Raw genomic sequence first — 21,859 nt, forward strand, 5'->3', positions numbered from 1 at the left:
GAGAGGTGGTCAGGCGGCGGCCTCAACCGCCGCCTTCAGTGTTAGCGGAACAGGCCCAGCAGGATCGAGCTGGACTGGTTCGCGATCGACAGCGCCTGCACGCCCAGTTGCTGCTTGGTCTGCAGAGCCGTCAGGCGGGCGCTTTCCTTGGCCAGGTCGGCGTCGACCAGGTTGCCGATGCCGACTTCAAGCGAGTCCTGCATCTTGCTGACGAAGGTCAGTTGACGCTCCATCGACTTCGACTGGGTGCCCAGCTTGCCGAGTTCGGCGGTGAAGCCGCTGATGGCGGTGTCGACGGCCGTGATCGCAGCCTGAGCGGCCGTGGCGTCCGCCGGAGCCGACAGGGTAGCCGTGGTGGCGACCGTGATCGCCGCGCCCGTGCCGATGTTCTGGGTCGCGCCCGAGGTGCTGGTCAGAACCGACTGCTGCGTGGTGTTGGAGAACAGGTTCACGCCGTCGAAGGTCGCGCCGGCCAGGGCCTTGGTGATTTCACCACCCAGGGCGTTGTAGTCAGCCAAGTAAGCCGTTTGAGCCGCGCCGGTCGACGAAGCGATGGCGACCGCCAGGCTCTTCTGTTCTTCCAAGGCCTTGGTGATGGTCTCGCCGGCGGCCAGGGCCACGTCGACGATCGACTGACCGCGCTGAATCGACTGCTTCACCGAGTCCAGAGCGCCCATTTCGGCGCGCTGTGCGGTGGCGATGGCGAAGATGGCGCCGTTGTCCTTGGCCGTGGAGACCTTCAGACCCGTGTTCACGCGGTTTTGCGCGACGTTCAGGTCACGATTCGTCGCGTTCAGGTTTTGCAGGGCGATGAGAGCGCCAGCATTGGTGTTGATGCTGTTAGCCATTTTGGCTGTCCTTTGTCTTCAGACGATGTCCGACGCCATTTTGGCTGCCGGGAGCATTCTGCTCGGACGCCTACGCAGCAAGCCGCGGGCCAGGCCGCACCGACGCCCCGCCTCATGTATCTCATTGAAAACAAACCATCTCGACCTGCGGGACACTCGGCACTTCCTTCCCCTCAGCACCGATGGGCGGCATTTTTTACCGAGTTGGCAGGCATTTTTTGCCGCCCTACGCACTCCATCCAGACGTCGATAAGGGCGCGTTCGTCCCTCAGCGTGTCCACCGCCAGCTGTCGCGCCGCGTCGCAGGCCGCGATCTGAGCGCCGCGCCGGACATAGGCGGCCTCCAAATCAGCCGCCGTCGCCTGGGGCGGCAACCGCGCCAGGCCGCACCGCGCCTCGGCTTCCGGCGGCAGCATCAGCCGAGGCGGTGCAACCGCCGAGACGGGGCGAAAGACGGCACAGCTCGCGGTCATGATCATCAAGACGCCGAGCGACAGCGTCATCCAGGGGTGTGTCGGCGTCATCGGCGCTCCTCGCCTTCTGTTCGGCCGTGATCGTCGCGCGATCGACAGCCCGGCTCTGTTCGTGAAAATCGCGGAGGCGATCGACCTGACGCCCCCGCCCTTCCGCTTCGATCGTGCGGGCGGCCGCGTCCTGTTCGGCCCGGTCGGCGCGGCGCTCAGTCTCGGCATGACGCCGGGCCTCCAGGCCGAGCGGATCCCAGCTCAGCCCCGCTCCCTTGCCGATCAGCAGCATCAGACCCAGCGCCAGAGCCGCCACAACCAGCCACCCCAGAGGCGTCAGCGCGCGCAGAAATCGCGCGCTCATGGGTAGGCCCTCCGATCCAGTTCGAAATGCGGTCCGTCGCGCAGGCGCGGCCAGTCGCCGCCCCAGATCAGAGCCACATCCCGATCCTTCGCCGCCGCCTTGAACGCCTCGGCGATGCGCGGATACAGCGGCCAGTCCCAGCGCACGCCGCCATCGACCCAGGCGGCGACATCCACCGCATGCCCCGTTAGGTGGCGCGAGTTCAGCGTCCGGCTGGCCCCCGCGCGGACCAGTTCCGCCTGGCGCGCGGGCGTGCGCAATCCCTCCGTGATCATGAAGTCCACCGGCGTCAGGCGGATCGCCGCCTCGACCACGGCGACCAGATCGGGATGAACGCCCTTCAGCCGCTCGTGCGAGCGTTGCGACAGACGAAAGCTCATGGCCGACCGCCCACGCGCAGGCGCATCATGTTGACGATCTGCTGGGCGCTGGGCGCCACCAGATAGAGCAGCAGCATCAGGGCGATCAGCCCCATCAGCCCCTCGGCGATGCGCGGCAGGTCCGCAGCCTCGGCCCGGTTCACGGCCAGGCGCAACAGCAGCCACAGCGCCAGACTGGCGCCATAGACATAGAGGCGGCGCCACAGCCAGCGGCCTTCGGCCATTTCAGCGGGGGCGGGCTTGTCGTGATGTTCTGACATCATTGCTCATCCTCTGGATCATGTGGACGGATCGGCCCTCGCCAGTCGGAGCCCAGGTGGTCGAAACAGTCGTCGGCGCTGAGGCGGTCAGGCGCGGACCAGATCTCCTGGTCCGGCAGTTCCGGTAGTGCCGACAGAGCGGACGCGGCGTCTTCCCAAGGCTCCACGGCCTCAAAGATGCGGTGCAGGCGTCGTGTCATCGGATCACCCGATCGCCGTCAGCAGGACTACGCCGGCCGCGCCCGCCCCGCCGACGCCCGCCACGGTGACGCCGGCCCCGCCGCCGCCGCCGCCTGCGCCATAGAGACCGCCGTCGCCGCCCGCGCTTCCCGCGCCAGAGGCCTGCGCGCCGCCGCCGGAGCCGCCGCCGCCCGCCCAGTGCAGGCCGCCGACAGGCGCGCCCTGCCCCGTCGCGCCGACGCCTGAACCGGCCGCGCCGCCAAGCGCCTTCACGGACAGAATGCCGCCATCACCGCCCGCTCCGCCGGACTGGGCGACGTCAGCCGCGCTGAGCCCGCCCCCGGCCCCGCCGCCGCCCGCGCCGTCTGGGCGGGCGCCCGACTGTCCGCCGCCGCCCGCAAGCGTGGCGGCGGATGCGCCGCCCGCGTTTGATGAAGGCAGGCCCCCGCCGCCCGCCCCGCCGAGCCCGGACGCCGCAGAGCCCCCCGCCCCGCCGCGCCCGCCCTCGCCGGTCAGCAGCGTCAAGCCGTCCAGGGCGATGCGGCTGTCCGCCCCCGACGCGCCCGCTGCGCCCGAGCCGGGACCGCCGCCGCCGCCCGCGCCGACGACGACCGTCAGCCCGACGCCGAGGGCCTCGGCAGGCCAAAGGGCGCTCATCACCCCGCCCGCGCCCCCGCCTCCACCGCCGTGGCGGACGGTTCCCGCCGTACCGGCCAGACCGGCGCCGCCGCCTCCGCCGCCGCCGACGCAGACCGCCTCGACCCACCGCGCCCATTCAGGCGGAGACCAGGCGCCGCCCGTCGTCAGGGTCGTCGTCTCGCGCCGCGTCGCGCCTTTGGCGAACCAGGCCCGGCCCGTGTGACGGTCGGCCATCAGCACCTCGCGCCAGGCGCCGCCGTCGGGGCTGACCTTCAGCCGCAGGTCGTCGTCCCCGACCAGACCCAGCTCGGCCCGCCCGCCCCAGCCGCTCTGGAACAGCAGGGAAAGGACGTCGCCCGCCGTCTGCTTGTTGAAGGTGAAGCGCAGATCGCCGTCGCCGCCGCTCTCGCTTTCCAGCGCGGTCCACAGGGCCTTATTCGCCCGCACGGCGACCACGTTCGTCGCGTCCGCCGTGGCGTTCACGCCCAGGCGGGTGATCTGCTGGATCTCCTGCGGCAGGCCGAAGGACAGGGGCGTCCAGACGCCTGCGCGGCGGACCAGGATCTCCTCGCTGTCCAGCACCACGGCCAGCAGACCGTCCGGCGCCGGAACCGGCAGCCAGCCGCCCCGCTCATGCCGCAGCAGACGGCCTGCCGGATGCGTCGCCCAGTCCGCGCCCGTCGCCGCCTCCGGCAGGATGTAGAGCGCGCCTTCGGCCGGATCGGCGGGCTGATCGCTGACCGTGCGGCTGACCACCGCCGTCTGGATCAGAGCGTCCAGACGGGTCAGGGCCTCGTTCAGGGTCACGTGTTTCTGCAGCTGTCCGGCCGCCAGATAAGGCAGGCCCAGTCGCGCGCTGGCGTCATCGCTCATGGCGGTCTCCAAAGGTTGAGACCGCAGTCTGGTTAGGCGCCGAGCCCCGGCGCGCCGATCCGCTTCACACAGCGCCAAAGCCGGGAATTTTCTGGGATTGGTCGCGTCGGACGCGCTATCGACACGCGCCCCGCCCGCGCATTTGCACGCATGACGCCCGCTCGACAGGCGCTGCGCCGACGCGCTAACCGGGGGGCCCACACGCTCTCTTCAAAGGTCGCTGCATGACCCTGACCCAGGCCCTGATGCGGCTGGCCGCCCTGGCCCTGCTGGCGCCGCCCGGCCTCGTCGCCGTCTCGGCGCTCAGCCGCATCGGCCACCGCCTGCCCGATCTGCTGACCCAGTTCACAGCGCCCGCCCTGGTTGCGACCGTCGTGCTGTGCGGCCTCTTCCTGCTGTTCCGGCTGTGGGACATGGCGGCGCTGGGCGCAGGCGTGGCGGGGCTGCTGCTTCTGGCCGTCTGGCCGCAGTGGGCGCCGGATCGGGGCCGCCCGGCCAGGCCGGACACCCTGAGTGTCTATTCCGCCAACCTGTGGGCGCGGAACGAGGACGTGGCGGCCATCGCCCGCTCCATCGAACAGGCCGACGCCGATGTGGTCATGCTGATCGAACTGGGCGACGCCCCCGCCGCGCAACTGGACGCCATCCTGGCCGCCTATCCCCACCGGGTCAGCACGCCGCGCAAGGAGCGGCCCAGCGGCGCCGCGCGCTCAGTGATCGCCTCGCGTCTGCCCCTACGTCGTGTGCGCGACGTCGACGGTCAGGGCCTGGCCGCCCTGGTCGCCCAGGCCGAGACGCCACTGGGACCGATCAGCCTGATCGCCGTCCACATGACGCGGCCCTGGCCCTTCCAGCATCCCTACGGCCAGATCAGTCAGGCGCAGCGGCTGGCCGGACTGCGCGCCGGGCTGGAAGGCCCAGTCGTCGTGGCGGGCGATTTCAATACCGTCTCCAGCGGCCGCATCGGTCGTCAGATCAAGGCCCAAACCGGCCTGATCCCCGCTCCCGCCCGGCCGGGCACCTGGCCTTCGGCCCTGCCCGCCTTCCTCGGCATCACCATCGACCACGTCTGGCGCTCGCCCGATCTGGCCTTGGTCGAACGACGGCTGGGCCAGAAGACAGGCTCGGACCACCGCCCGGTGATCGTGCGCCTCAGTCGGGCCGAGCCATAAGGGCCTTCAGCCGCGCCTCATGTCCGTGGTCGGGGAAGTCGTCGGCGATCCAGCTCTGCTCGAAAGCCTTGAGCAACCGCCCCGTCTCCGGCCCCGGAGACAGGCCCAGCCGCGCCAGATCCTTGCCCCCCACCGGCAGCTTCGGCGGCGTCCAGTCCGCCGCCAGCGCCAACAGACGCCGCACCGCCCCGGCGTCCGCGCCCGAAGCCCAGGCGCGATAAAGCTGATCCTCCACCGCCTGACGCCCGGCGCGCCAGATGACGGCGCGCGTCTCGGCCTCGCTCATCGCCGGGTCGATCCGTTCGGCGACCGCCTCGACCAGCCGGTCCCTCTGGGCGTTCGACAGTCGCAGCTTCAGCGCCGCCGCACGCACGGCTTCCGCATCATGCGGCAACAGGGCCGACAGACGCAGCACCGGGTCCATGCTGACCTCAACCATCGCCTCGAACAACCTCAGGCTTTCCGGTTGCGGCATCACCCGACACAGCACGCCCGCATGATCCATCAGCCGCACCGCCGCGCGCGGATCGGGCGCGGTCAGCAGCTTTAGAAGCTCCTTCGACACCCGCTCGGCCGAAAGTTGCCCCACGCCATCCGCCAGAGCCGCGCAGGCTTCCACCGCCGCCGCATCCGGCGCGCCGCGCCCATACCAGGCGAAAAAGCGATAGAAGCGCAGGATGCGCAGATAGTCCTCGCGGATGCGCTGCTCCGGCTCACCGACGAAGACGATCCGTCCAGCCAGAGCGTCCTCATACCCCGCGCCGGTCGGGTCGAGGATCAGCCCGTCCGCATCGGCATAGAGGGCGTTCAGGCGGAAATCCCGCCGCGCCGCATCCTCCGCCCAGTCGTCGGTGAAGGCCACCGTGGCGCGGCGCCCGTCGGTCGAGACGTCCCGGCGCAGGGTGGTGATCTCGAACGGCTGGCGCTCCGATATGGCCGTCACCGTGCCGTGCTCCATGCCGGTCGGCACGCTCTTCAGGCCCGCCGCCTTCAACGCCTTCACCACCGCCTCGGGCGTCAGCACGGTGGCGATGTCCACGTCGTCGATCGGCGCGCCCAGCACGGCGTTGCGCACGCAGCCGCCGACGAAGCGGGCGCAATCCGCCCCGCCCGCCGCCGCCAGCGCCGCCATCACCGCGCGGGTAGCGCTCGCGGTCAGCCAGTCCTGGCCCCCAAGGACACGACTCATTCGACGCTCTCGGTCGCATCGGCCTCGGCGGCCTGATGCGGCGCAGCCTCTTCGCCATAGAGGCGGTTGAACAGCCCCTTCAGAATGCCCGCCGTCGCGCCCCAGATGTAGCGCTCGCGATAGGGCATGGCCCAGAACCAGCGGCGCGGCCCGTTCTCCTGATCATAATAGTCGCGTCGATGGTTCACCGGGTCCATCAGGAAGTCCCACGGCGCCTCGAACACCTCGGCCACCTCGGCGGGCGAGGCGGTGACGACCGGTGGCGCCGTCAGCCAGCCCACCACCGGCGTCACCAGAAAGCCGGTGCCCGTCTCATAGGGATCGCCCAGCCCCACAGGCTCGACCACGGCAGGGTCCAGCGCGATCTCCTCCCACGCCTCGCGCAGGGCCGCGTCCAGCGCCGTCTCGCCGGGATCGAGCCGCCCGCCCGCAAAGGCGATCTGCCCCGTATGGCTGGCCAGACTGTCGGATCGCCGGGTCAGCAGCACGCTGGGACCATCGTCACGCGCGATGATGGGGATCAGCACCGCCGCGGGCCTCAGCTTGACCTTCGGGCGACTGAAATCGGGGTTCAGGTCATAGTCGGACCGCACCGCCACACGCTCGGGCGACCAGTCGGACACCGGGTCCAGCCGCGCCTGAAGACGCGCCTTCAAGCTGTTGCACGTCACAGGCCCGCCCCTTCCGGCCCCAGCGGAAACGTCATCCCGCCCGACCGCACGGCCAAGCGCCCGTCCGCCTCCTGCGCCCGTTCGACCAGTTCATAGAAGACCGGCCGCGCGATCCGCGCCCACAGGTCGCCCCGCACATGGACACGCGGCGCAGGCTCGCCGGTCCTCGCGTCCGTCTCGACGACGATGGCGTGGTCGGGGCCTGCGGCGGCCTCGTCGCCCTGATCCGTGGTGAATACCAGCGCCTCACCCTCTTTGCGCACGGCCACGGCGCGGAACGGCAGGTCTTCGACCGCGATCTTCAGCTTCTCGACTGGCGTGACCAGATGATAGCCGTCCGGGTCTTTCCTCAGCACCGTCGAGAACAGCCGCACCAGTTCAGCCCGACCGATGGGCGAGCCCTCATGCATCCACACGCCATCGGCGCGGATCAGGATGTCGATCTCGCCGCAATGTTCCGGATGCCACAGATGCACCGGCGGCAGGCCACGCCCCGGCGCCTGACGGGCAGCCTCGGCCACGCCTGTCAGACCCGAGGATGTCGGTGGGTTTGTCATATCCGAACTATGGGATGGGTCGCCTCGCAAAGGAAGGCTGCGCCCGGCTCAGGCGTCGGGTCGAACCGCTCCGACCGGCGCCGCTGCGGTGAAGGGCAGCCACATCACTCGCCGCTGATCCACCGGCCCCGGCAGCACGGCGTCGGGCGCAGGCACGAATCCGAAACGCGAGAAATAAGGCGGATCACCGACCAGCAGGACGCCGTCCAGCCCCAGGGCCTTCGCCTCTGCGATGCAGGCCCGCACCAGTTCGCCGCCCAGCCCGGTGCTGCGGCTGGCCTTGTCCACGGCGATCGGCCCCAGAAAGACCGAACGCGCCTCGCCCGTCAGGATCGACCACAGCCGCACCGAACCGATCAGACGGCCGTCTTCATGCAGGCAGAACCCGGCCGCCAGCGGCGCGCGCTCGCGCAGACGCTCGGCCGTCTTGGCGAAACGGCCGGGACCGAAGGCGGCGATGACCAGGGCGTCGACGGCGGTCGCATCCGCCGTCGTCTCACGCGTGATCGCCCCCGCGATCTGCGGGTCGTTTTCAGGGGCGGAAGCAGGCGCGGCGTTCATGCGCGGCCCCTAGTCCCCCGCGCCCCTCGAATCAATCGCGATTTTCGGCGAAACGGCGGGAAATCAGCCCTGCTTGGAGAAGTCCGGCGCCCGCTTCTGGCTGAAGGCCATGAAGGCCTCCATCGCCTCGGGGCTGCGCATCTGCGAACCAAAGGCCTCGGCCTCGCGCTGCATCACCGTCCACAACAGCTCCGCGTTGCGCATCAACGCCTTGGTCTTGCGGATGGAGTTGGGCGCACGCGCCGCCAGCTTGGCCGCCAGGTCGGCCGCCGTCGCCTCGACCTGCTCGGCCGGAACCGCGCGGTTGGCCAGGCCCCAGGCCAGCGCCGTCCTGCCGTCGATCGCCTCTCCCAGGGCGAACAGTTCAAAGGCGCGCTGATGGCCGATATTGGCGCCCAGCAGCAGCGAAGACGCAGCCTCCGGGGCCAGGGCCAGGTTGACGAAGGGCACGGACAGCAGGGCGTCCTCGGCCACCACCACCATGTCGCAGTGCAACAGCAGCGTCAGGCCGATACCCACCGCCCGGCCACGCACAGCCGCGACGGCGGGCTTGTCCAGGTCGGCCAAGGCCTTCAGGAAACGGAACACCCCCATCTCGACCAGATCGCCCTGCGTCTGACCCAGGGCGATGAAGTCGGCGATATCATTGCCCGCCGAGAAGGAATCCCCCTCGCTGCGAAACAGGATGACGCGCACGGCGTCGTCCGCCTTCGCCTTCTCGGTCGCGTCGGCCAGGGCCGTGTACATGGCCTGGGTGATGGCGTTTTTCTTGTCCGCGCGGTCGAAGACGACCGTCAGGACGCCGCCGTCCAGTTGGGTCCGAATATGTTCGCTCATTGGCCTGTCTCCAAAAGGCTCCACCAGTCGACGCCGTCCTCGTCCCGCGCGCGGCGGACCCGTCCCTGGCGTTCAAGATAGTTCAGATGCGCCAGCGCCTCGCCGGTCGCCATGCCCAGCACGGCGTCGCCCACCGGGCGGGCGAACAGGGCGCCGAACACATCCACGGCGCGGCACGGCGTCCGCAGCGTCTTCTCCAGGCGCTTCAGCGCCACCTCATGCCCGCGCATCAACGCCTCCAGCCGCAGTGTTACGCCGTGGAACGGCTCCCCGTGCGACGGCAGTACCAGCAAATCGCACGGCAGGCGTTCCTTCAGCGCCGCCAGCGACCGCAACCAATCGCCCAGCGGATCGGCCTGCGGCTCCGTCGGCCAGATCGAGATGTTGGAGGAAATTCGCGGCAGGATCTGATCGCCCGCAATGAAGACGCCGTCCTTCTCGCGCCACAGACAGACGTGTTCTGGACTGTGTCCCTCGCCGATGACCACGCGCCAGTCGTCTCCGCCGATGCTCAGGACATCGTCTTCCTGCAGCCGACGATAATCGCGCGGGAAATCCTGAACCATGCGGCTGAAGCCGCCATAACCGGCGCGCCAGTGCGTGATCTGCGCGTCCGACCAGCCCGCCGCACGATAGAAGGCCTCGGCCCCCGCCGGCGGCCCCAGGGCTTCGTCGCCGATCAACATCCGCGCCGTCACATATTCGGTGCGCGACATCAGCAAGGGCGCGTCGAACCGCTCGCACAGCCAGCCCGCCAGACCGATGTGATCAGGGTGCATATGGGTGCAGACGACGCGCGTGATCGGGCGGCCGCCAAAGGCCCCTGCCAGAGCCTGGTCCCACCCCGTCCGCGAAACCTTCGTCGCCAGCCCGGCGTCGATAACCGTCCAGCCCCCGTGATCCTCAATGGCGTAGAGATTGATATGATCAAGGGCCATCGGCAGCGGCAGACGCAGCCACAGCACGCCGGGCGCAACCGAAACCGCCTCACCCGTCACGGGAACCGCCGCAAAGGGGTAGGTCAACCCGCGCTCCACGCGGCTTCCTGCAAGAGTGTCGCCGTCAGACAAGTCCGTCTCCAATTGCAACTATGGTTGTAAGATGGATTCCCAGCCGCGTCCATTCTTGACCCGAAGCCGTACGGTCGTCAGGGATAATCACCTTGGTTCATTTGGAGCGCCCCCGTGTCTCGTAATGCTCGTTTCCTCGTCGCCATGACCGCGACGGTTCTCTTTTCGGGCCTGACCTCGCCCGCCTTTGCCCAGCGTTCCGCTCAGAATCCGGACGGCCCTCAAGTCACTGAAGCGCAGAGCCGCACCTCCCGGAATCGCGAACGCCAACCCCGTGCCCCCCAGCCACCCAGTGCTGAAGAAGTCCAAGCCGGCGCCCAAGCTGTTCTGACCGCCACCAACACCAGCTGCAGCATCACCGAAGCCAAGCTGTTAGGTCAGTCAGCCGCCAAGGAGTCGCTATACGAAGTATCCTGCGCGACCGGCCCCGGCTACCTGCTGCTGACCTCGACCCCGCCGCAAGCGACCGATTGCCTGGTGCTGGCGTTCTCCGCTGAACAGGCTCGCGCCCGCAACCCGGAAGCCGACGTCGGCTCGCAGTGCGCCCTGCCGGCCAACGACAACGCCATGGCCGTCTTCACCGCCTTCGCTACCGAAGCCGGCATCGCCTGCACCGTCGATCAGGGCGGCATCATCGGCGCCAAGCCGGGCGGCGCCGTCGTCTATGAAATTGGCTGCGCCGGCGTGGACGGCGCCCAGATCAACAAGGGCGCCAACGGCTGGGAAGTCGCGGACTGCCTGGAACTGGCCTCGGCCGGCTCAACCTGCCGCTTCACCACTCAGCAAGAACAGGCCGCCACCGTAAAGGCCCTGCTCGCTGGTTCGGACGCCGCCTCGTGCGACGTGTCGCAAGCCCGCTACATGGGCCGCAACGCCAACGGCGCCTTCTATGAAGCCGCCTGCAGCGGCGCCGAGGGCGTCATTGCGCGCCTGAACGCCGAAAACGTTGTGCAACAGATCTATCCCTGCGCCACGGCCTCGCAGATCGGCGGCGGCTGCAAGCTGACGACCACGCCTCCGGCCGCCGCGCCGAACAGCTGATCCTCGGCCCAGCCTGACGGTTCAGACGCCGCCGGAGCGATCCGGCGGCGTCTTTGTTTTGCCCGCCCCTCTTCCCGAACGAAGCGGCTCACCTTAGCCTTGCGTCCCATGCGCATCGCCACCTGGAACGTGAACTCGGTCAACGCCCGCCTGCCTACGGTGCTGGAGTGGATTCAGGCCGCCAATCCCGATGTCGCCTGCTTCCAGGAGATCAAGTGCGTGGACGAGAAGTTCCCGCGCGAGGCCTTCGAAGATCTGGGCTACAACGTCGAGACCCACGGCCAGAAGAGCTACAACGGCGTCGCCCTGCTGTCGAAATTTCCGCTGTCGGACGTGCGGCGCGGCTTGCCCGGCGATGATGCGGACGAACAGGCCCGCTACATCGAGGCCCTGATCGAGGCGCCCCGGCCGATCCGCGTCGCCTCCATCTACCTGCCCAACGGCAATCCCATCGGCACCGAGAAGTTCACCTACAAGCTGGCCTGGTTCGAGCGGCTTCAGAACCACGCGCGCGAGCTGCTGGCGCTGGAAGAGCCTTTGGCCCTGTGCGGCGACTACAACGTCATCCCCGAAGCCGAGGACGCCAAGAACCCCGCCGCCTGGACCGAAGACGCCCTGTTCCAGCCTGAAAGCCGCGAGGCCTTCCGCGCGCTGAAATGGCTGGGCCTGGCCGATTCCCACGAACTGGGCCGCGAGCCCGCAGGAACCTTCACCTTCTGGGACTATCAGGCAGGCGCCTGGCAGAGGAACCACGGCATCCGCATCGACTTCGCCCTGCTGTCGCCCCAGGCCGCCGACCGCTTCCGCGCCATCGAGACGCACCGCGAGGCCCGCGACATGGAAAAGCCCAGCGATCACGTCCCCGTCGTGGTCGATCTGGATCTGGAGGCCTGATCCATGGGCGAGACGTTCAGGGCCATTCTGCTGATCGCCCTGATCGCCGCCTTCCTGACCACCGGCGTCCTGCTGTTTTCCTGGTGGATGGAGTCCGAGCGGCGACTGCGACGGGCGATGAAGAAGGCGCTGGGCGCCCCGGCCGACACCCTGGCCCTGTCCGCCCATGAAGGCCGCGCGGCCGGGCTGGATCTGGAAGGCGGCCAGCTGGCGGTCCTGTGGAATCGCGGCGCGATGGGGCTGGTCTACGCCTTCGAGGAAGTGCTGGGCGCCGAGATCATCGTCGACGGCCATGTGGTCGCCCGCGTCCTGCGCGGCCAGCATCGCAAGGAAATCGACCTCGATGCGCCCGACGCCGAACTGGTCGTGATGCGGTTGATCTTCAGCGACCCGCACAACGCCGAGTTCGAGCTGGCCCTGTGGAGCGGATCGCGCACCGCCCCCGCCTCCGAGGCCGAGACGGCGACCGGAACCCGCTCTCCCGGCGAGGGTCTGCGGCTGGGGCGCCGCTGGTTGTCGCACGTCGAAGCCCTGATGCAACGCTGATCGCCCTTCACGGCTTGAGTCAGGGCGGCTAGAAGCCCCCGTTCCTGTTCTTCGCTTCTTTCTTCAGGAGCCCCCGTGGCCCGCCTTTTCGACGCCTACATCATCGCCAACTGGACCGCCGCCGAGGGCAAGAAGCTGGGCGAGCAGACCCTGTGGGTCGGCGTCGCAAAGCGCGACGTGCGCTTCCGCCTCTATGCCGAGACGCACAACGTCGCCACGCGCGCCGAGGGCGAAAAGCTGATCGCCGACCTGCTGGCCGAACACCGCAAGCGCGGCGACCGCGTCCTGGTGGGCTTCGACTTCGACTTCGGCTTTCCGGCCGGGACCGCCGCGCGACTGAAGCTGGACGGCCGCCCGTGGGACGCCATGGGCAAGTTCCTGGCCGCCAACATCGTCGACAAGGCCGACAATTCGAACAACCGCTATCAGGTCGCGGCCAAGATGAACCGCCTGATGACGGACGAGCCCTGGCCCTTCTGGGGCACGCCCGCCAGCCAGGCCCAGCGCTGGTTGACCACGACCAAGCCGCCCGAAGGCGCCGGCGCCGACATCCCCGAATTTCGCGCCACCGAAATGGCCGCGCGCAAGGACAAGCTGCCGCCCAAGAGCGTCTGGCAGATGCACGGCGCGGGCGCGATCGGCGGCCTGACGCTGGTCGGCGTGCCCATGCTGCGCCGCCTGCTGGACACGCTGGGCGCCTCCGCGGCCGTCTGGCCCTTCGGCACCGGCTGGCGCGAACTGACCGAGGCCGACATCGAGCCCCTGTCGGCCGTCGTCGTCGAAGTCTGGCCCCTGATGTTCGAGGCCAAGCGCGGCGTGAACGCCGAAGGCGTCAAGGAATACAAGACCCAGGCCCAGGTCCGCGCCGCCGCCGAAGCCTTCGCCCGCATGGACGACGCCGGCGACCTGCAGAAAGCCTTCGCCCCGCCCGCCAGCGCGGACGAAGCCCTGATCGCTCAGGTCGAGGGTGAAGAAGGCTGGATCCTGGGGGTCTAAGCCTTCCTTCTCCCCTTGAGGGAGAAGGTGGGCGCCGGAGGCGCTCGGATGAGGTGTGTCAGCGCATCGGTTGTGAAACCCGTACTGACGCCCGCTGATCGAATTTCAAGAAGACGGAGTCGACACCCCTCATCCGTCAGGCACCGCCTGCCACCTTCTCCCTCAAGGGGAGAAGGAAGACCCTAGCCGATCAACACCCGCGCCGCCGCGCGCGCTTCATCGGTGATCTCGGCCCCCGACAGCATCCGCGCGATCTCTTCCTGACGCGGCCCTGTCTCCAACACGTCGATGGAGGTGCGCGTATGGCCCTCGACATCGGCCTTGCGGACCTTCCAGTGGGCGTCCCCGCGCGCGGCGACCTGCGGGCTGTGGGTCACGACCAGCACCTGCGCCCCGCGCGACAGGCGTTGCAGGCGCCCGCCGACGGCCTCGGCCACGGCGCCGCCGACGCCCTGGTCCACCTCGTCGAAGATCATGACCGGCTGGCGTTGGTCCTCGCGGCTGGCCAGCGCCGCCTTCATCGCCAGCGCGAAACGCGCCAGCTCGCCGCCCGACGCCACCGTGTCCAGCGGACCGAAGGCGGTCCCGGCATTGGTCGCCACCTCGAACCGCACCGTCTCGACGCCCAGCGGGCCGCGACGCCCCTCGATCGGCTCCAGCGTCACGCGGAAGCGGGCGCGCTCCAACTTCAACGGGCCAAGCTCGTCCATGACGGCGGCGACCAGCCGGTCCCCTGCCGCCTCGCGCGCCGAGGTCAGCAGCAGGGCGGCCACGTCATAGGCCTCCATCGCCACGGCGACGTCGCGACGGGCCTTGGTCAGGGCTTCCTCGCCGTCCTCGATCAGGCGAAGCTGCTCGCGCAGACGCACGCGCAGCGCCGGCAGGGCCTCAACCGTGGTGTTCAGCTTGCGGGCGGCGGCGCGCAGGGCGAACAGCCGCTCCTCCGCCTTGTCCAGACGGCCCGGCTCGAAATCGAAGGCGTCCGCCGCAGCGTCGACACAGGCCACGGCTTCGGTCGCCTCGACAAGGGCGCGGTCCACCGCCTCGGCGGCCGAGGCCAGTTTGACGATGATGGGGTTGTCGCCCTCAGCGCCCGCCTGCACCGCCCGCTGGCGCGCGTGTTCGACCGCGCGCAGTGCCGAGGCCAGACGCTGGCTCAGCTTGTCCCCGCCCAGCAGATTGCGCGCATCGGCCAGATCGGCCACCGCCTTCTCCGCCGCGCCGAGGATGGCGCGTTCGCCCGCCAGTTCCGTCTCTTCGTCCGGCTTGGGATCAAGGGCGTCAAGGTCGGCCAGATTCTGCGCGATTTCCTCAGCCTTGGCTGCCGCCTCGGCGGCCGACGCCTCCAGATCATCCAGATGGGCCTGCGCCGCTTTCAGACGCTCGGCCGCCCCGGCCACGCCCGCCAGTTGCGGTTGCAGTCCGCCGTAGTTGTCCAGCAGCGCCCGGTGCGTCTTCCAGTCCAGCAGGCCGACGGTTTCATGCTGGCCGTGCACCTCGACCAGCAGGGCGCCGATCTCGCGCAGGGCCGTCACCCCGGCGGGCTGGTCGTTGACATAGGCGCGGCTGCGGCCGTCGGCCGACACCACCCGGCGCAGGATCAGCTCCTCGCCCGGCGCGACCTCGAACCCGCGTTCGGACAGCAAGGCGATCAGAGCCTCATCATCCGGCGCCGTGAAAACGGCCGTGGCCGACGCCTGCTTGGCCCCGTTGCGCACCAGCCCCGCGTCTGAGCGCGCACCCAGCGCCAGGCCCAGCGCGTCGAGGATGATGGACTTGCCCGCCCCCGTCTCGCCGGTCAGCACGGTCAGACCGTCCTCGACCTCCAGGTCAAGGGCGTCGACGAGGACGACGTCGCGGATCGAGAGGGTGGTCAGCATGGGCGATCTGATTCGATGTTTCGCCGCATCCTAGCCGGAAACAGAACAGGAACGCAGCGCCTTAATCACGCCGCGTCACTGCCCTGCGACCGGATCAGGCGCCGCCGGGGATCAGGCGTTGCAGCCAGGATTCGCGCTTGCCCTCAGGCTGGACTGTCGGGTTCTCGCCACGCTCGCGCAGCAGGGCGAAGGCCTCGGCGTACCAGGGGCTGCCCGGATAGTTGTGGCCCAGGACGGCGGCGTTACGCGTCGCCTCCTCGGTCAGGCCCAGGCTCAGATTGACCTCGACCAGACGATACAGAGCCTCAGGCGTGTGCGACGTGCGCTGGAAGGCCTCATTGTTGATCACCGCCTTGTAGCGATTCAATGCGCCCAGGGGTTGGTTGGCGCGCTGGTAGAAGCGACCGACAGCCATTTCCTTGCCCGCCAGTTGGTCATTGACCATGTCGATCTTGACCCGTGCGTCAGTGGCGTACGCCGTGTCCGGATAGCGACGCGCCACATCGCGCAGACCCGCCAGGGCGGCCTCGGCATAGCCCTGATCCCGACCCACATCCACGATCTGCTCGAAATTGCAGACGGCCTTCATGTAGAAGGCGTAGCCCGCCGACGGATTGCCGGGGAACAGGGCGATGAAGCGGTCAGCTGCTGCGATCGCGTCCTGATAGTTGTTGTTCTGATAATAGGCGTAGATCTGCATCAGGATCGCGCGGCGGGCCCACTCCGAATAGGGGTGCTGACGCTCGACTTCCTGGAAGTAGTCCACCGCGTCCATCCAGCGCTTGGACTGCAGTCGCTGATAGCCCGTGTTGTACAGGGCCTCGACCGGACGCTCCTCATAAGCCAGACGCTGGCGGGGCTTGGTCCCCGAGCACGCGGCGACGGACAGTGCCGCCACGGCGACCGTCAGCAGGATCATGCCGGAACGAGATTTCGAAGCGAGCAAGGACGACCTCATCAAGATGCCTTCGGGACGCGGACACGCGACACGCGCCCTCGGTAGCAGGTTGTGCCCTCTATAACAGCGCTCGCGCCCAAGCCAATCCGCCGAAATCGAAGATACGTCCGGAACACGGCTGGACGCCGCACCGTTCGCCGCCTAGAGAGCGCGTCCAGAAACGCACCCGCAACTATTGGCGGAGCGATGACGGCGAAAGGATGACCGGTCAATGAAGCTGCTTGCTGGCAATTCGAACCGGAGCTTGGCCCAGGCCATCGCTGCTCACCTGGACATGCCGCTGACCAAGGCTCAGGTGAAGCGCTTCGCGGACAATGAGGTGTTCGCCGTCGTCGAAGAGAACGTGCGCGGCGAGGATGTCTTCATCATCCAGTCGACCTCGTATCCGGCCAACGACAATCTGATGGAACTGCTGATCATGACCGACGCGCTGGTGCGCGCCTCGGCCAAGCGGATCACGGCCGTCATGCCCTACTTCGGCTACGCCCGACAGGACCGGAAAACCGGCGGCCGCACGCCGATCTCGGCCAAGCTGGTCGCCAATCTGATCACCCGCGCCGGTGCCGACCGCGTCCTGACCATGGACCTGCACGCCGGCCAGATTCAGGGCTTCTTCGACATCCCGACCGATAATCTGGTGGCGACGCCCGTCTTGGCCCAGGACATCAAGGACAACTACCCCAAGGGCGATGATCTGATGATCGTCTCGCCCGACGTCGGCGGCGTGGTGCGCGCCCGCTTCCTGGCCAGCCGCCTGAATGCGGACCTCGCCATCGTCGACAAGCGCCGCCCCAAGGCGGGCGAGAGCGAAGTCATGAACATCATCGGCGACGTCGAAGGCCGCCGCTGCATCCTGTTCGACGACATCGTCGATTCGGGCGGCACCCTGGTGAACGCGGCCAAGGCGCTGATCGACCGCGGCGCGACCGAGGTTTCAGCCTACATCAGCCACGGCGTCCTGTCGGGTCCGGCGGTCGACCGCGTCGCCAACGGCCCGCTGAAGGAGCTGGTGATCACCGACTCCATCGAACAGCCTGACGAAGTTTTGAACTGCTCGAAGATCCGCCGCGTGCCCGTGGCTCCGCTGATGGGCGAGGCGATTCGGCGCATCGCCAACGAAGAGTCGGTCTCAAAGCTGTTCGATTAAGGTTCGGCTAACCATTCCCTCCGCGATATAAGGGCTTGTAGTTCGGCAGGCGCTGTCCGCCTCCGACGCCCGTCCAAGTGCGTATCGCTTAAAACAAGGGAAGACCGCCGATGCCCCAGGCCTTCTTGCGCCGCGGCCTCTCCGTCGCCGCTGTCGCCGCCGCCGCCGTCCTGGCCAGCTGTTCGACGCCTGAACCGGAAGCGCCGCCCCCTGCGCCGCCCCCGCCGCCCCCGCCCGCCCTGGCGCTGAACCAGAGCGTGGCCGAGGCCGCCTCGGTCTATGTCGCCTTCGTGCGCGAAGTCGGGTCGATCCAGGCCGGCTTCCCCGACGCCGAATCCATTCAGGCCGCCGTCCGCAAGGGCGCCGCCGTCGAGGCCGGCCAGTTGTCGCGCGGCATGATCGCCTATGGCGCCATCCTGGCCCTGCAATCCCCGGAATATGTCGCCAGCGTGCGCCAGTACGCCTCCGACCCGGCCCAACGCCAGCAGATGGTGTCGCGAATCGTCGCCGACCCGGCCTACGCCGCCACCCTGCCAGGCGCTGAAGCCGCCGCCGGCCTGATCGCAAGCACCATGGGTCAGGACGCGGCGACCATGACCGCCATCGCCGAGGCGGTGGAAACGGACGCCTACACCATCCAGGAACGCCGTGATCCCCGCCGTCGCTGGGCCACCCAGCCCGTCGCGGACCGCGTGGGCCGTCTGGAAGGCGCCAAGTCCCTGTCGGCCGTGCCGCGCCTGCCCTCGGCCGAGGACAGCGCCCGCCTGTTCGCCGCCGCCAACAGCGGTTCGGGCCTGAACCTGACCGCCGCCCAGCGCGGCGCGCCGTTCACGCCCGCCATCGTCAACTCCCTGGCCATCGCCGCCCTGGCGGCGCTCGGCGCGGCGGGCGAGGACGCCAAGGCGAACACCGACGCCCTGACGAGCGAATCGAACAATGAGTTCTGCCTCAACATGTCGAAGTTGATGCTGTTCCAGTGCCTGGCGGCGGCCAAGCCGAACTATGAGGACATCTTCTGCGCCGGTCGTCACGTCGTCCGCGACCTGGCCCAGTGCACCTCGCAGTATACGGGACCGATGCCCACCATCACCGTGGCTGTGCCGCCTGCGGGCGGGCCCACGCCGATGGCCCAGGCGCAGAACCAGTCCGCGGTCACCGCAACTCCTAACGGCTAGGGCTGAATATCACTGCGGGCGAAGCCGGGGCGGTTGCGTCCGCCCCGTGTTCCGTGTAATAGCCCGCGCTCTTGAATTCGAAGGGTTCATGACCCCGCCGCGCGGGACACGGTTCTGCGCAGGCGTTTACTTGTATTGAAGGCGAGCCCGATGGCTGAGATCATTCTGAACGTTGATGTCCGCGAGAACGTGGGCACCGGCGGCGCCCGCGCCGCGCGCCGCGAAGGCGCCGTCCCCGGCGTGCTGTACGGCGGCGACAAGGCCCCGGTGGCCATCTCCGTGAACGAGCGCGAGTTCCGCAAGTCGCTGTACACCGGCAAGCTGATCGGTCACCTGGTGACCCTGAAGTACGGCAAGGAAACCCAGCCGGTCATCGCCAAGGACATCCAGTTCGATCCGGTTTCCGACCGTCCGCTGCACTTCGACCTGATGCGCGTCGGCGCCAAGGAAGAGATCAAGATCGAAATCCCGGTCGCCTTCGTCAACGCTGACGAAGCTCCCTACACCCGTCAGGGCGGCATGCTGGAAGTGGTTCGCCACACCGTCGAGATCATGGTCCGCGCCGACCGTATCCCGGCTGAACTGGTCGTCGACCTGAAGGGCCGCGAGATCGGCGAGAACATCCGCATCTCGGACATCCAGCTGCCGGAAGGCGCCTCGGCGACCATCACCGACCGCGACTTCATGATCGCCGCGATCAAGAACTCGGCAGCCGCTCAGTCGGACGCCGGCGACACCACGGCGGAAGCTGAAGCCGAAGAAGCCTGATGTTTCCTCCCCTATCGCCCTGCGCGCGGCGCAGGGCTGCTTGAGGGGATTAAACAGCGAGACACAGCCCCGCCCGGTTCGCCTGGCGGGGCTTTTCTTTGTCTGAAGCACGGGGCATGAGGATCGCATGATCATCATCGCCGGCCTGGGCAATCCCGGCCCCAAATACGAAAAGAACCGCCACAACATCGGCTTCATGGCCGTGGACGAAATCGCCGACCGCTGGCGCTTCGGTCCGTCGCGCGCCAAGTTCCAGTCGATCGTCGCCGACGGCGAGGTCGAGGGGACCAAGATCCTGCTGATGAAGCCCCAGACCTATATGAACGAGAGCGGCCGCGCCGTCGGCGAGGCGGCGCGCTTCTACAAGGTGAAGCCCGAACACGTCATCGTCTTCCACGACGAGATCGACCTGGCCCCCGGCCGCTTCCGCATGAAGAAGGGCGGCGGCGCAGCAGGCCAGAACGGGATTCGCAGCCTGATCAGCCACCTGGGCGCCGACTTCCGCCGCGCCCGCATGGGCATCGGCCACCCTGGCGAGCCGCAACTGGTCATGCACCACGTCCTGGGCGACTTCCACAAGGCCGACAAGCCGTGGCTGGACGCCATGCTGCAGGCCTGCGCCGACGCCCTGCCCTTCGCGGTGAACGGCGACGACGAACGCTATCAGGGCGAAGTCATGCGCCTGGCTCCTGCGCCGAAATTCAGCCCCAGGCAGGCGGCGAAGGGGGAGTAACGCAACGCCTCTCCCTCCCCTTCATGGGGAGGGAGAATCACAGCCTCAATCCGTTGTCGTCCAGGCCGCCCGCAAGGTCGCCGCACCGTTCGCCGGCACGCTCATCGTCCAGACAGGATAGCCGGTGTCGTCCACCCGGCTGCGCACCGACTGGCTGCGGATACGAAAGCCGCGCTGTCCGGCCGCATCGGCGACCAGTTCAACCGTCACCGGCTCTGAGCGCGCATTGGTGACGGTGGTCTCGACCTCGGTGCGCTCGGTCGTGACGGCGCCGCGCGTCGAGCTGCCGGACTTCACCAGCCGCGTCTGAACCCGCACGTCCGGCGATTGGCCGAAGGTCAGCCGTACCGGCAGGCCTACGCCCTTGTCCTCGAACCGGTCCTGACCCGCCAGCAGCACGCCGCCCGCCCCGTCCGGCTGCATCACCGCCACTGAGCCGCCCGGCAGGGCCACGCCCAACCCAGCGCCCTCCTCGTTGCGCAGCTTCATGACGATGGCCGTGGGCTGCGATTCCTCGTCCGGGTTCAGCACCCCGGCGCGATAGACCCGTTCATAGGCCACGGCCTCGCGCTCCAGAAAGCGCACCTGCTTGGTCTGCCGCGCCGCCACCGTGGTCGGCTCGGGCAGGGTGTAGATCTTGTAGTCGCCCAGTTCGCCCTGTTCAGCCAGCTTCGGAGCGCGCGCCATGCGGCTGCCGGTGATGACGACATCCGCCGCCTCCATCGCCATTGGCCTCGGCGGAGCCGGCGGCGGCGGCGGAGGCGGCGCGCCGCCATAGCCCGCGAATTGCCCTGAACCGAACGTCGTCGTTCCCTGCGGCCAGCACTGGTTCTGCTGATAGCGGACCAACGGCTCGACCGGCACGGTGCCTGCGTCCTTCCTCAGCGTGCCCGCCACCACCTGCACCGGGGCGTCAGGGAATCCCGTGCCGCCGAAATTGGCCAGCGTCACCCAGCCGGTCAGATCCAGCGTCCCGTCCGTCGGGTTAAGCCGCGCCACATAGTCGGCCGACCACTGCAGCCCCGTGGTCAGATAGGCCAACGTCACCGTGTGCCGCCCCGCCCGCTCCGCGCGCGTGCGGACCGACAGCGTCGGCTGATCGCCCAGCCCCTCGGGCACGCGGTCGAACACCACCCGCTCGGTCTGGCCCGAGCAGTCCAGCGCCTCGAACCGGCCGTCGATCTCCAGCACCGTCCCTTGCGCGCCCGCGCGGATCACGGCGGCCTTCTCGACCTGTTCGCCGGTCGCGGGATTGGTGCGGACGACGCGCACCACCTCGCCGACGGACTTCTCCATCAGGCTGGCGGGCGACAGCAGGTCGAAGTCGGCGTTGCGCTCGACCACATGGGCGGGCAGGCCCTCCAGCACCGCGCTCTGCGGCACGACGCCGGTGGCCAGCCCCCGAAAACGAATGATCCCCTCGCCCGCCGGAAGATCGACCGTGCGCGTCTCGACGATCAGGGCCAGCCCCTGACGATCCAGCCGGCTCCACGGCTGGCGGGACTGTTCCATCAGGGCGACCGTATCGACCGGGCGGTCGCGATAGATCACCACCGTCGCGCCGTCAGGACGCGCGGAAACGCTCTCCGTCTGCGCCCAGACCGCAGGCGCCAGAAGGCTCAGCGCAGTGGTGATCGCCAGAAGGCGGCGCATGAG

24 protein-coding genes are annotated in these 21,859 nt (G+C 68.8%); 9 read left to right on the plus strand and 15 right to left on the minus strand.

Going from position 1 to position 21,859, the window contains the following annotated elements; translation table 11 throughout:
* Positions 1–41: 41 nt before the first annotated feature.
* The 6 genes from AC3A3G_RS02325 to AC3A3G_RS02350 form a co-directional block, all read right to left on the minus strand.
* Positions 42–848: a flagellin gene (locus AC3A3G_RS02325; RefSeq protein WP_125899723.1), complete on the minus strand. Its 807-nt coding sequence runs from the start codon at positions 846–848 to the stop codon at positions 42–44.
* Between the two features lie 348 nt (positions 849–1,196).
* Positions 1,197–1,676 carry a hypothetical protein gene (locus AC3A3G_RS02330; protein WP_487487440.1) on the minus strand — a complete coding sequence of 160 codons (480 nt, stop codon included), beginning with the start codon at positions 1,674–1,676 and terminating at the stop codon, positions 1,197–1,199.
* Entirely contained in the window at positions 1,673–2,056 is a 384-nt protein-coding gene (locus tag AC3A3G_RS02335; protein WP_368923959.1) for a M15 family metallopeptidase, read from the minus strand. The genes AC3A3G_RS02330 and AC3A3G_RS02335 overlap by 4 nt, the downstream gene beginning before the upstream one ends.
* Positions 2,053–2,319, minus strand: a complete 267-nt coding sequence (locus tag AC3A3G_RS02340) for a hypothetical protein (RefSeq protein WP_487487441.1) — start codon at positions 2,317–2,319, stop codon at positions 2,053–2,055. The genes AC3A3G_RS02335 and AC3A3G_RS02340 overlap by 4 nt, the downstream gene beginning before the upstream one ends.
* Positions 2,316–2,516, minus strand: coding sequence for a hypothetical protein (locus tag AC3A3G_RS02345; RefSeq protein ID WP_200168788.1), 201 nt, complete (start codon positions 2,514–2,516; stop codon positions 2,316–2,318). Before AC3A3G_RS02345 ends, AC3A3G_RS02340 begins: the two co-directional genes overlap by 4 nt.
* A gap of 4 nt (positions 2,517–2,520) precedes the next feature.
* On the minus strand, positions 2,521–4,008 hold the full coding sequence (locus tag AC3A3G_RS02350; RefSeq protein ID WP_487487442.1) for a DUF2793 domain-containing protein: 1,488 nt from the start codon (positions 4,006–4,008) through the stop codon (positions 2,521–2,523).
* 224 nt (positions 4,009–4,232) lie between these two features.
* On the opposite strand from AC3A3G_RS02350, the gene AC3A3G_RS02355 reads away from it, so the two are divergent.
* Positions 4,233–5,180, plus strand: coding sequence for an endonuclease/exonuclease/phosphatase family protein (locus AC3A3G_RS02355; RefSeq protein WP_487487443.1), 948 nt, complete (start codon positions 4,233–4,235; stop codon positions 5,178–5,180).
* On the opposite strand, the gene AC3A3G_RS02360 is transcribed toward AC3A3G_RS02355, so the two are convergent.
* The 6 genes from AC3A3G_RS02360 to AC3A3G_RS02385 form a co-directional block, all read right to left on the minus strand.
* A complete protein-coding gene (locus tag AC3A3G_RS02360; RefSeq protein WP_487487444.1) occupies positions 5,161–6,369 on the minus strand; it encodes a CCA tRNA nucleotidyltransferase in 1,209 nt (402 codons plus the stop codon). The two genes, AC3A3G_RS02355 and AC3A3G_RS02360, sit on opposite strands and share 20 nt — an antisense overlap.
* Positions 6,366–7,040 carry an NUDIX hydrolase gene (locus AC3A3G_RS02365; RefSeq protein ID WP_200168828.1) on the minus strand — a complete coding sequence of 225 codons (675 nt, stop codon included), beginning with the start codon at positions 7,038–7,040 and terminating at the stop codon, positions 6,366–6,368. Before AC3A3G_RS02365 ends, AC3A3G_RS02360 begins: the two co-directional genes overlap by 4 nt.
* Positions 7,037–7,597: a DUF1285 domain-containing protein gene (locus tag AC3A3G_RS02370; RefSeq protein ID WP_368923971.1), complete on the minus strand. Its 561-nt coding sequence runs from the start codon at positions 7,595–7,597 to the stop codon at positions 7,037–7,039. Before AC3A3G_RS02370 ends, AC3A3G_RS02365 begins: the two co-directional genes overlap by 4 nt.
* Before the next feature lie 48 nt (positions 7,598–7,645).
* Positions 7,646–8,158 carry a GNAT family N-acetyltransferase gene (locus AC3A3G_RS02375; RefSeq protein WP_368923973.1) on the minus strand — a complete coding sequence of 171 codons (513 nt, stop codon included), beginning with the start codon at positions 8,156–8,158 and terminating at the stop codon, positions 7,646–7,648.
* A 63-nt stretch (positions 8,159–8,221) separates the two neighbouring features.
* Entirely contained in the window at positions 8,222–8,995 is a 774-nt protein-coding gene (locus AC3A3G_RS02380) for an enoyl-CoA hydratase (protein ID WP_368923975.1), read from the minus strand.
* Positions 8,992–10,065, minus strand: a complete 1,074-nt coding sequence (locus tag AC3A3G_RS02385; RefSeq protein ID WP_487487445.1) for an MBL fold metallo-hydrolase — start codon at positions 10,063–10,065, stop codon at positions 8,992–8,994. Before AC3A3G_RS02385 ends, AC3A3G_RS02380 begins: the two co-directional genes overlap by 4 nt.
* Positions 10,066–10,179: 114 nt before the next feature.
* On the opposite strand from AC3A3G_RS02385, the gene AC3A3G_RS02390 reads away from it, so the two are divergent.
* From AC3A3G_RS02390 to AC3A3G_RS02405, 4 genes are all read left to right on the plus strand, one after another.
* On the plus strand, positions 10,180–11,106 hold the full coding sequence (locus AC3A3G_RS02390; protein ID WP_487487446.1) for a hypothetical protein: 927 nt from the start codon (positions 10,180–10,182) through the stop codon (positions 11,104–11,106).
* Between the two features lie 108 nt (positions 11,107–11,214).
* Entirely contained in the window at positions 11,215–12,000 is a 786-nt protein-coding gene (gene xth, locus AC3A3G_RS02395; protein WP_200168833.1) for an exodeoxyribonuclease III, read from the plus strand.
* Between the two features lie 3 nt (positions 12,001–12,003).
* On the plus strand, positions 12,004–12,546 hold the full coding sequence (locus AC3A3G_RS02400; RefSeq protein WP_200168834.1) for a hypothetical protein: 543 nt from the start codon (positions 12,004–12,006) through the stop codon (positions 12,544–12,546).
* A gap of 75 nt (positions 12,547–12,621) precedes the next feature.
* Positions 12,622–13,542: a cobalamin biosynthesis protein CbiG gene (locus AC3A3G_RS02405; RefSeq protein WP_487487447.1), complete on the plus strand. Its 921-nt coding sequence runs from the start codon at positions 12,622–12,624 to the stop codon at positions 13,540–13,542.
* A 182-nt stretch (positions 13,543–13,724) separates the two neighbouring features.
* Here the strand turns inward: AC3A3G_RS02405 and recN are convergent, their stop codons facing one another.
* Positions 13,725–15,422, minus strand: a complete 1,698-nt coding sequence (recN, locus tag AC3A3G_RS02410; RefSeq protein WP_487487448.1) for a DNA repair protein RecN — start codon at positions 15,420–15,422, stop codon at positions 13,725–13,727.
* A 94-nt stretch (positions 15,423–15,516) separates the two neighbouring features.
* A complete protein-coding gene (locus AC3A3G_RS02415) occupies positions 15,517–16,380 on the minus strand; it encodes an outer membrane protein assembly factor BamD (protein WP_125899706.1) in 864 nt (287 codons plus the stop codon).
* Between the two features lie 211 nt (positions 16,381–16,591).
* Between AC3A3G_RS02415 and AC3A3G_RS02420 the strand changes: the two genes are divergently transcribed.
* From AC3A3G_RS02420 to pth, 4 genes are all read left to right on the plus strand, one after another.
* Positions 16,592–17,527 carry a ribose-phosphate pyrophosphokinase gene (locus AC3A3G_RS02420; RefSeq protein WP_487487449.1) on the plus strand — a complete coding sequence of 312 codons (936 nt, stop codon included), beginning with the start codon at positions 16,592–16,594 and terminating at the stop codon, positions 17,525–17,527.
* A gap of 110 nt (positions 17,528–17,637) precedes the next feature.
* Positions 17,638–18,702 carry a hypothetical protein gene (locus AC3A3G_RS02425; RefSeq protein ID WP_487487450.1) on the plus strand — a complete coding sequence of 355 codons (1,065 nt, stop codon included), beginning with the start codon at positions 17,638–17,640 and terminating at the stop codon, positions 18,700–18,702.
* A gap of 150 nt (positions 18,703–18,852) precedes the next feature.
* The gene (locus AC3A3G_RS02430; RefSeq protein WP_412877865.1) at positions 18,853–19,470 is read left to right on the plus strand and encodes a 50S ribosomal protein L25/general stress protein Ctc; all 618 of its coding nucleotides are present in this window, start codon (positions 18,853–18,855) and stop codon (positions 19,468–19,470) included.
* A gap of 127 nt (positions 19,471–19,597) precedes the next feature.
* Positions 19,598–20,203 carry an aminoacyl-tRNA hydrolase gene (gene pth, locus AC3A3G_RS02435; RefSeq protein WP_412877866.1) on the plus strand — a complete coding sequence of 202 codons (606 nt, stop codon included), beginning with the start codon at positions 19,598–19,600 and terminating at the stop codon, positions 20,201–20,203.
* A 45-nt stretch (positions 20,204–20,248) separates the two neighbouring features.
* Here the strand turns inward: pth and AC3A3G_RS02440 are convergent, their stop codons facing one another.
* The gene (locus tag AC3A3G_RS02440; protein ID WP_487487451.1) at positions 20,249–21,856 is read right to left on the minus strand and encodes a DUF4139 domain-containing protein; all 1,608 of its coding nucleotides are present in this window, start codon (positions 21,854–21,856) and stop codon (positions 20,249–20,251) included.
* Between the last annotated feature and the right edge of the window lie 3 nt (positions 21,857–21,859).

Source organism: Brevundimonas sp. Soil_N_31 (assembly GCF_057655995.1).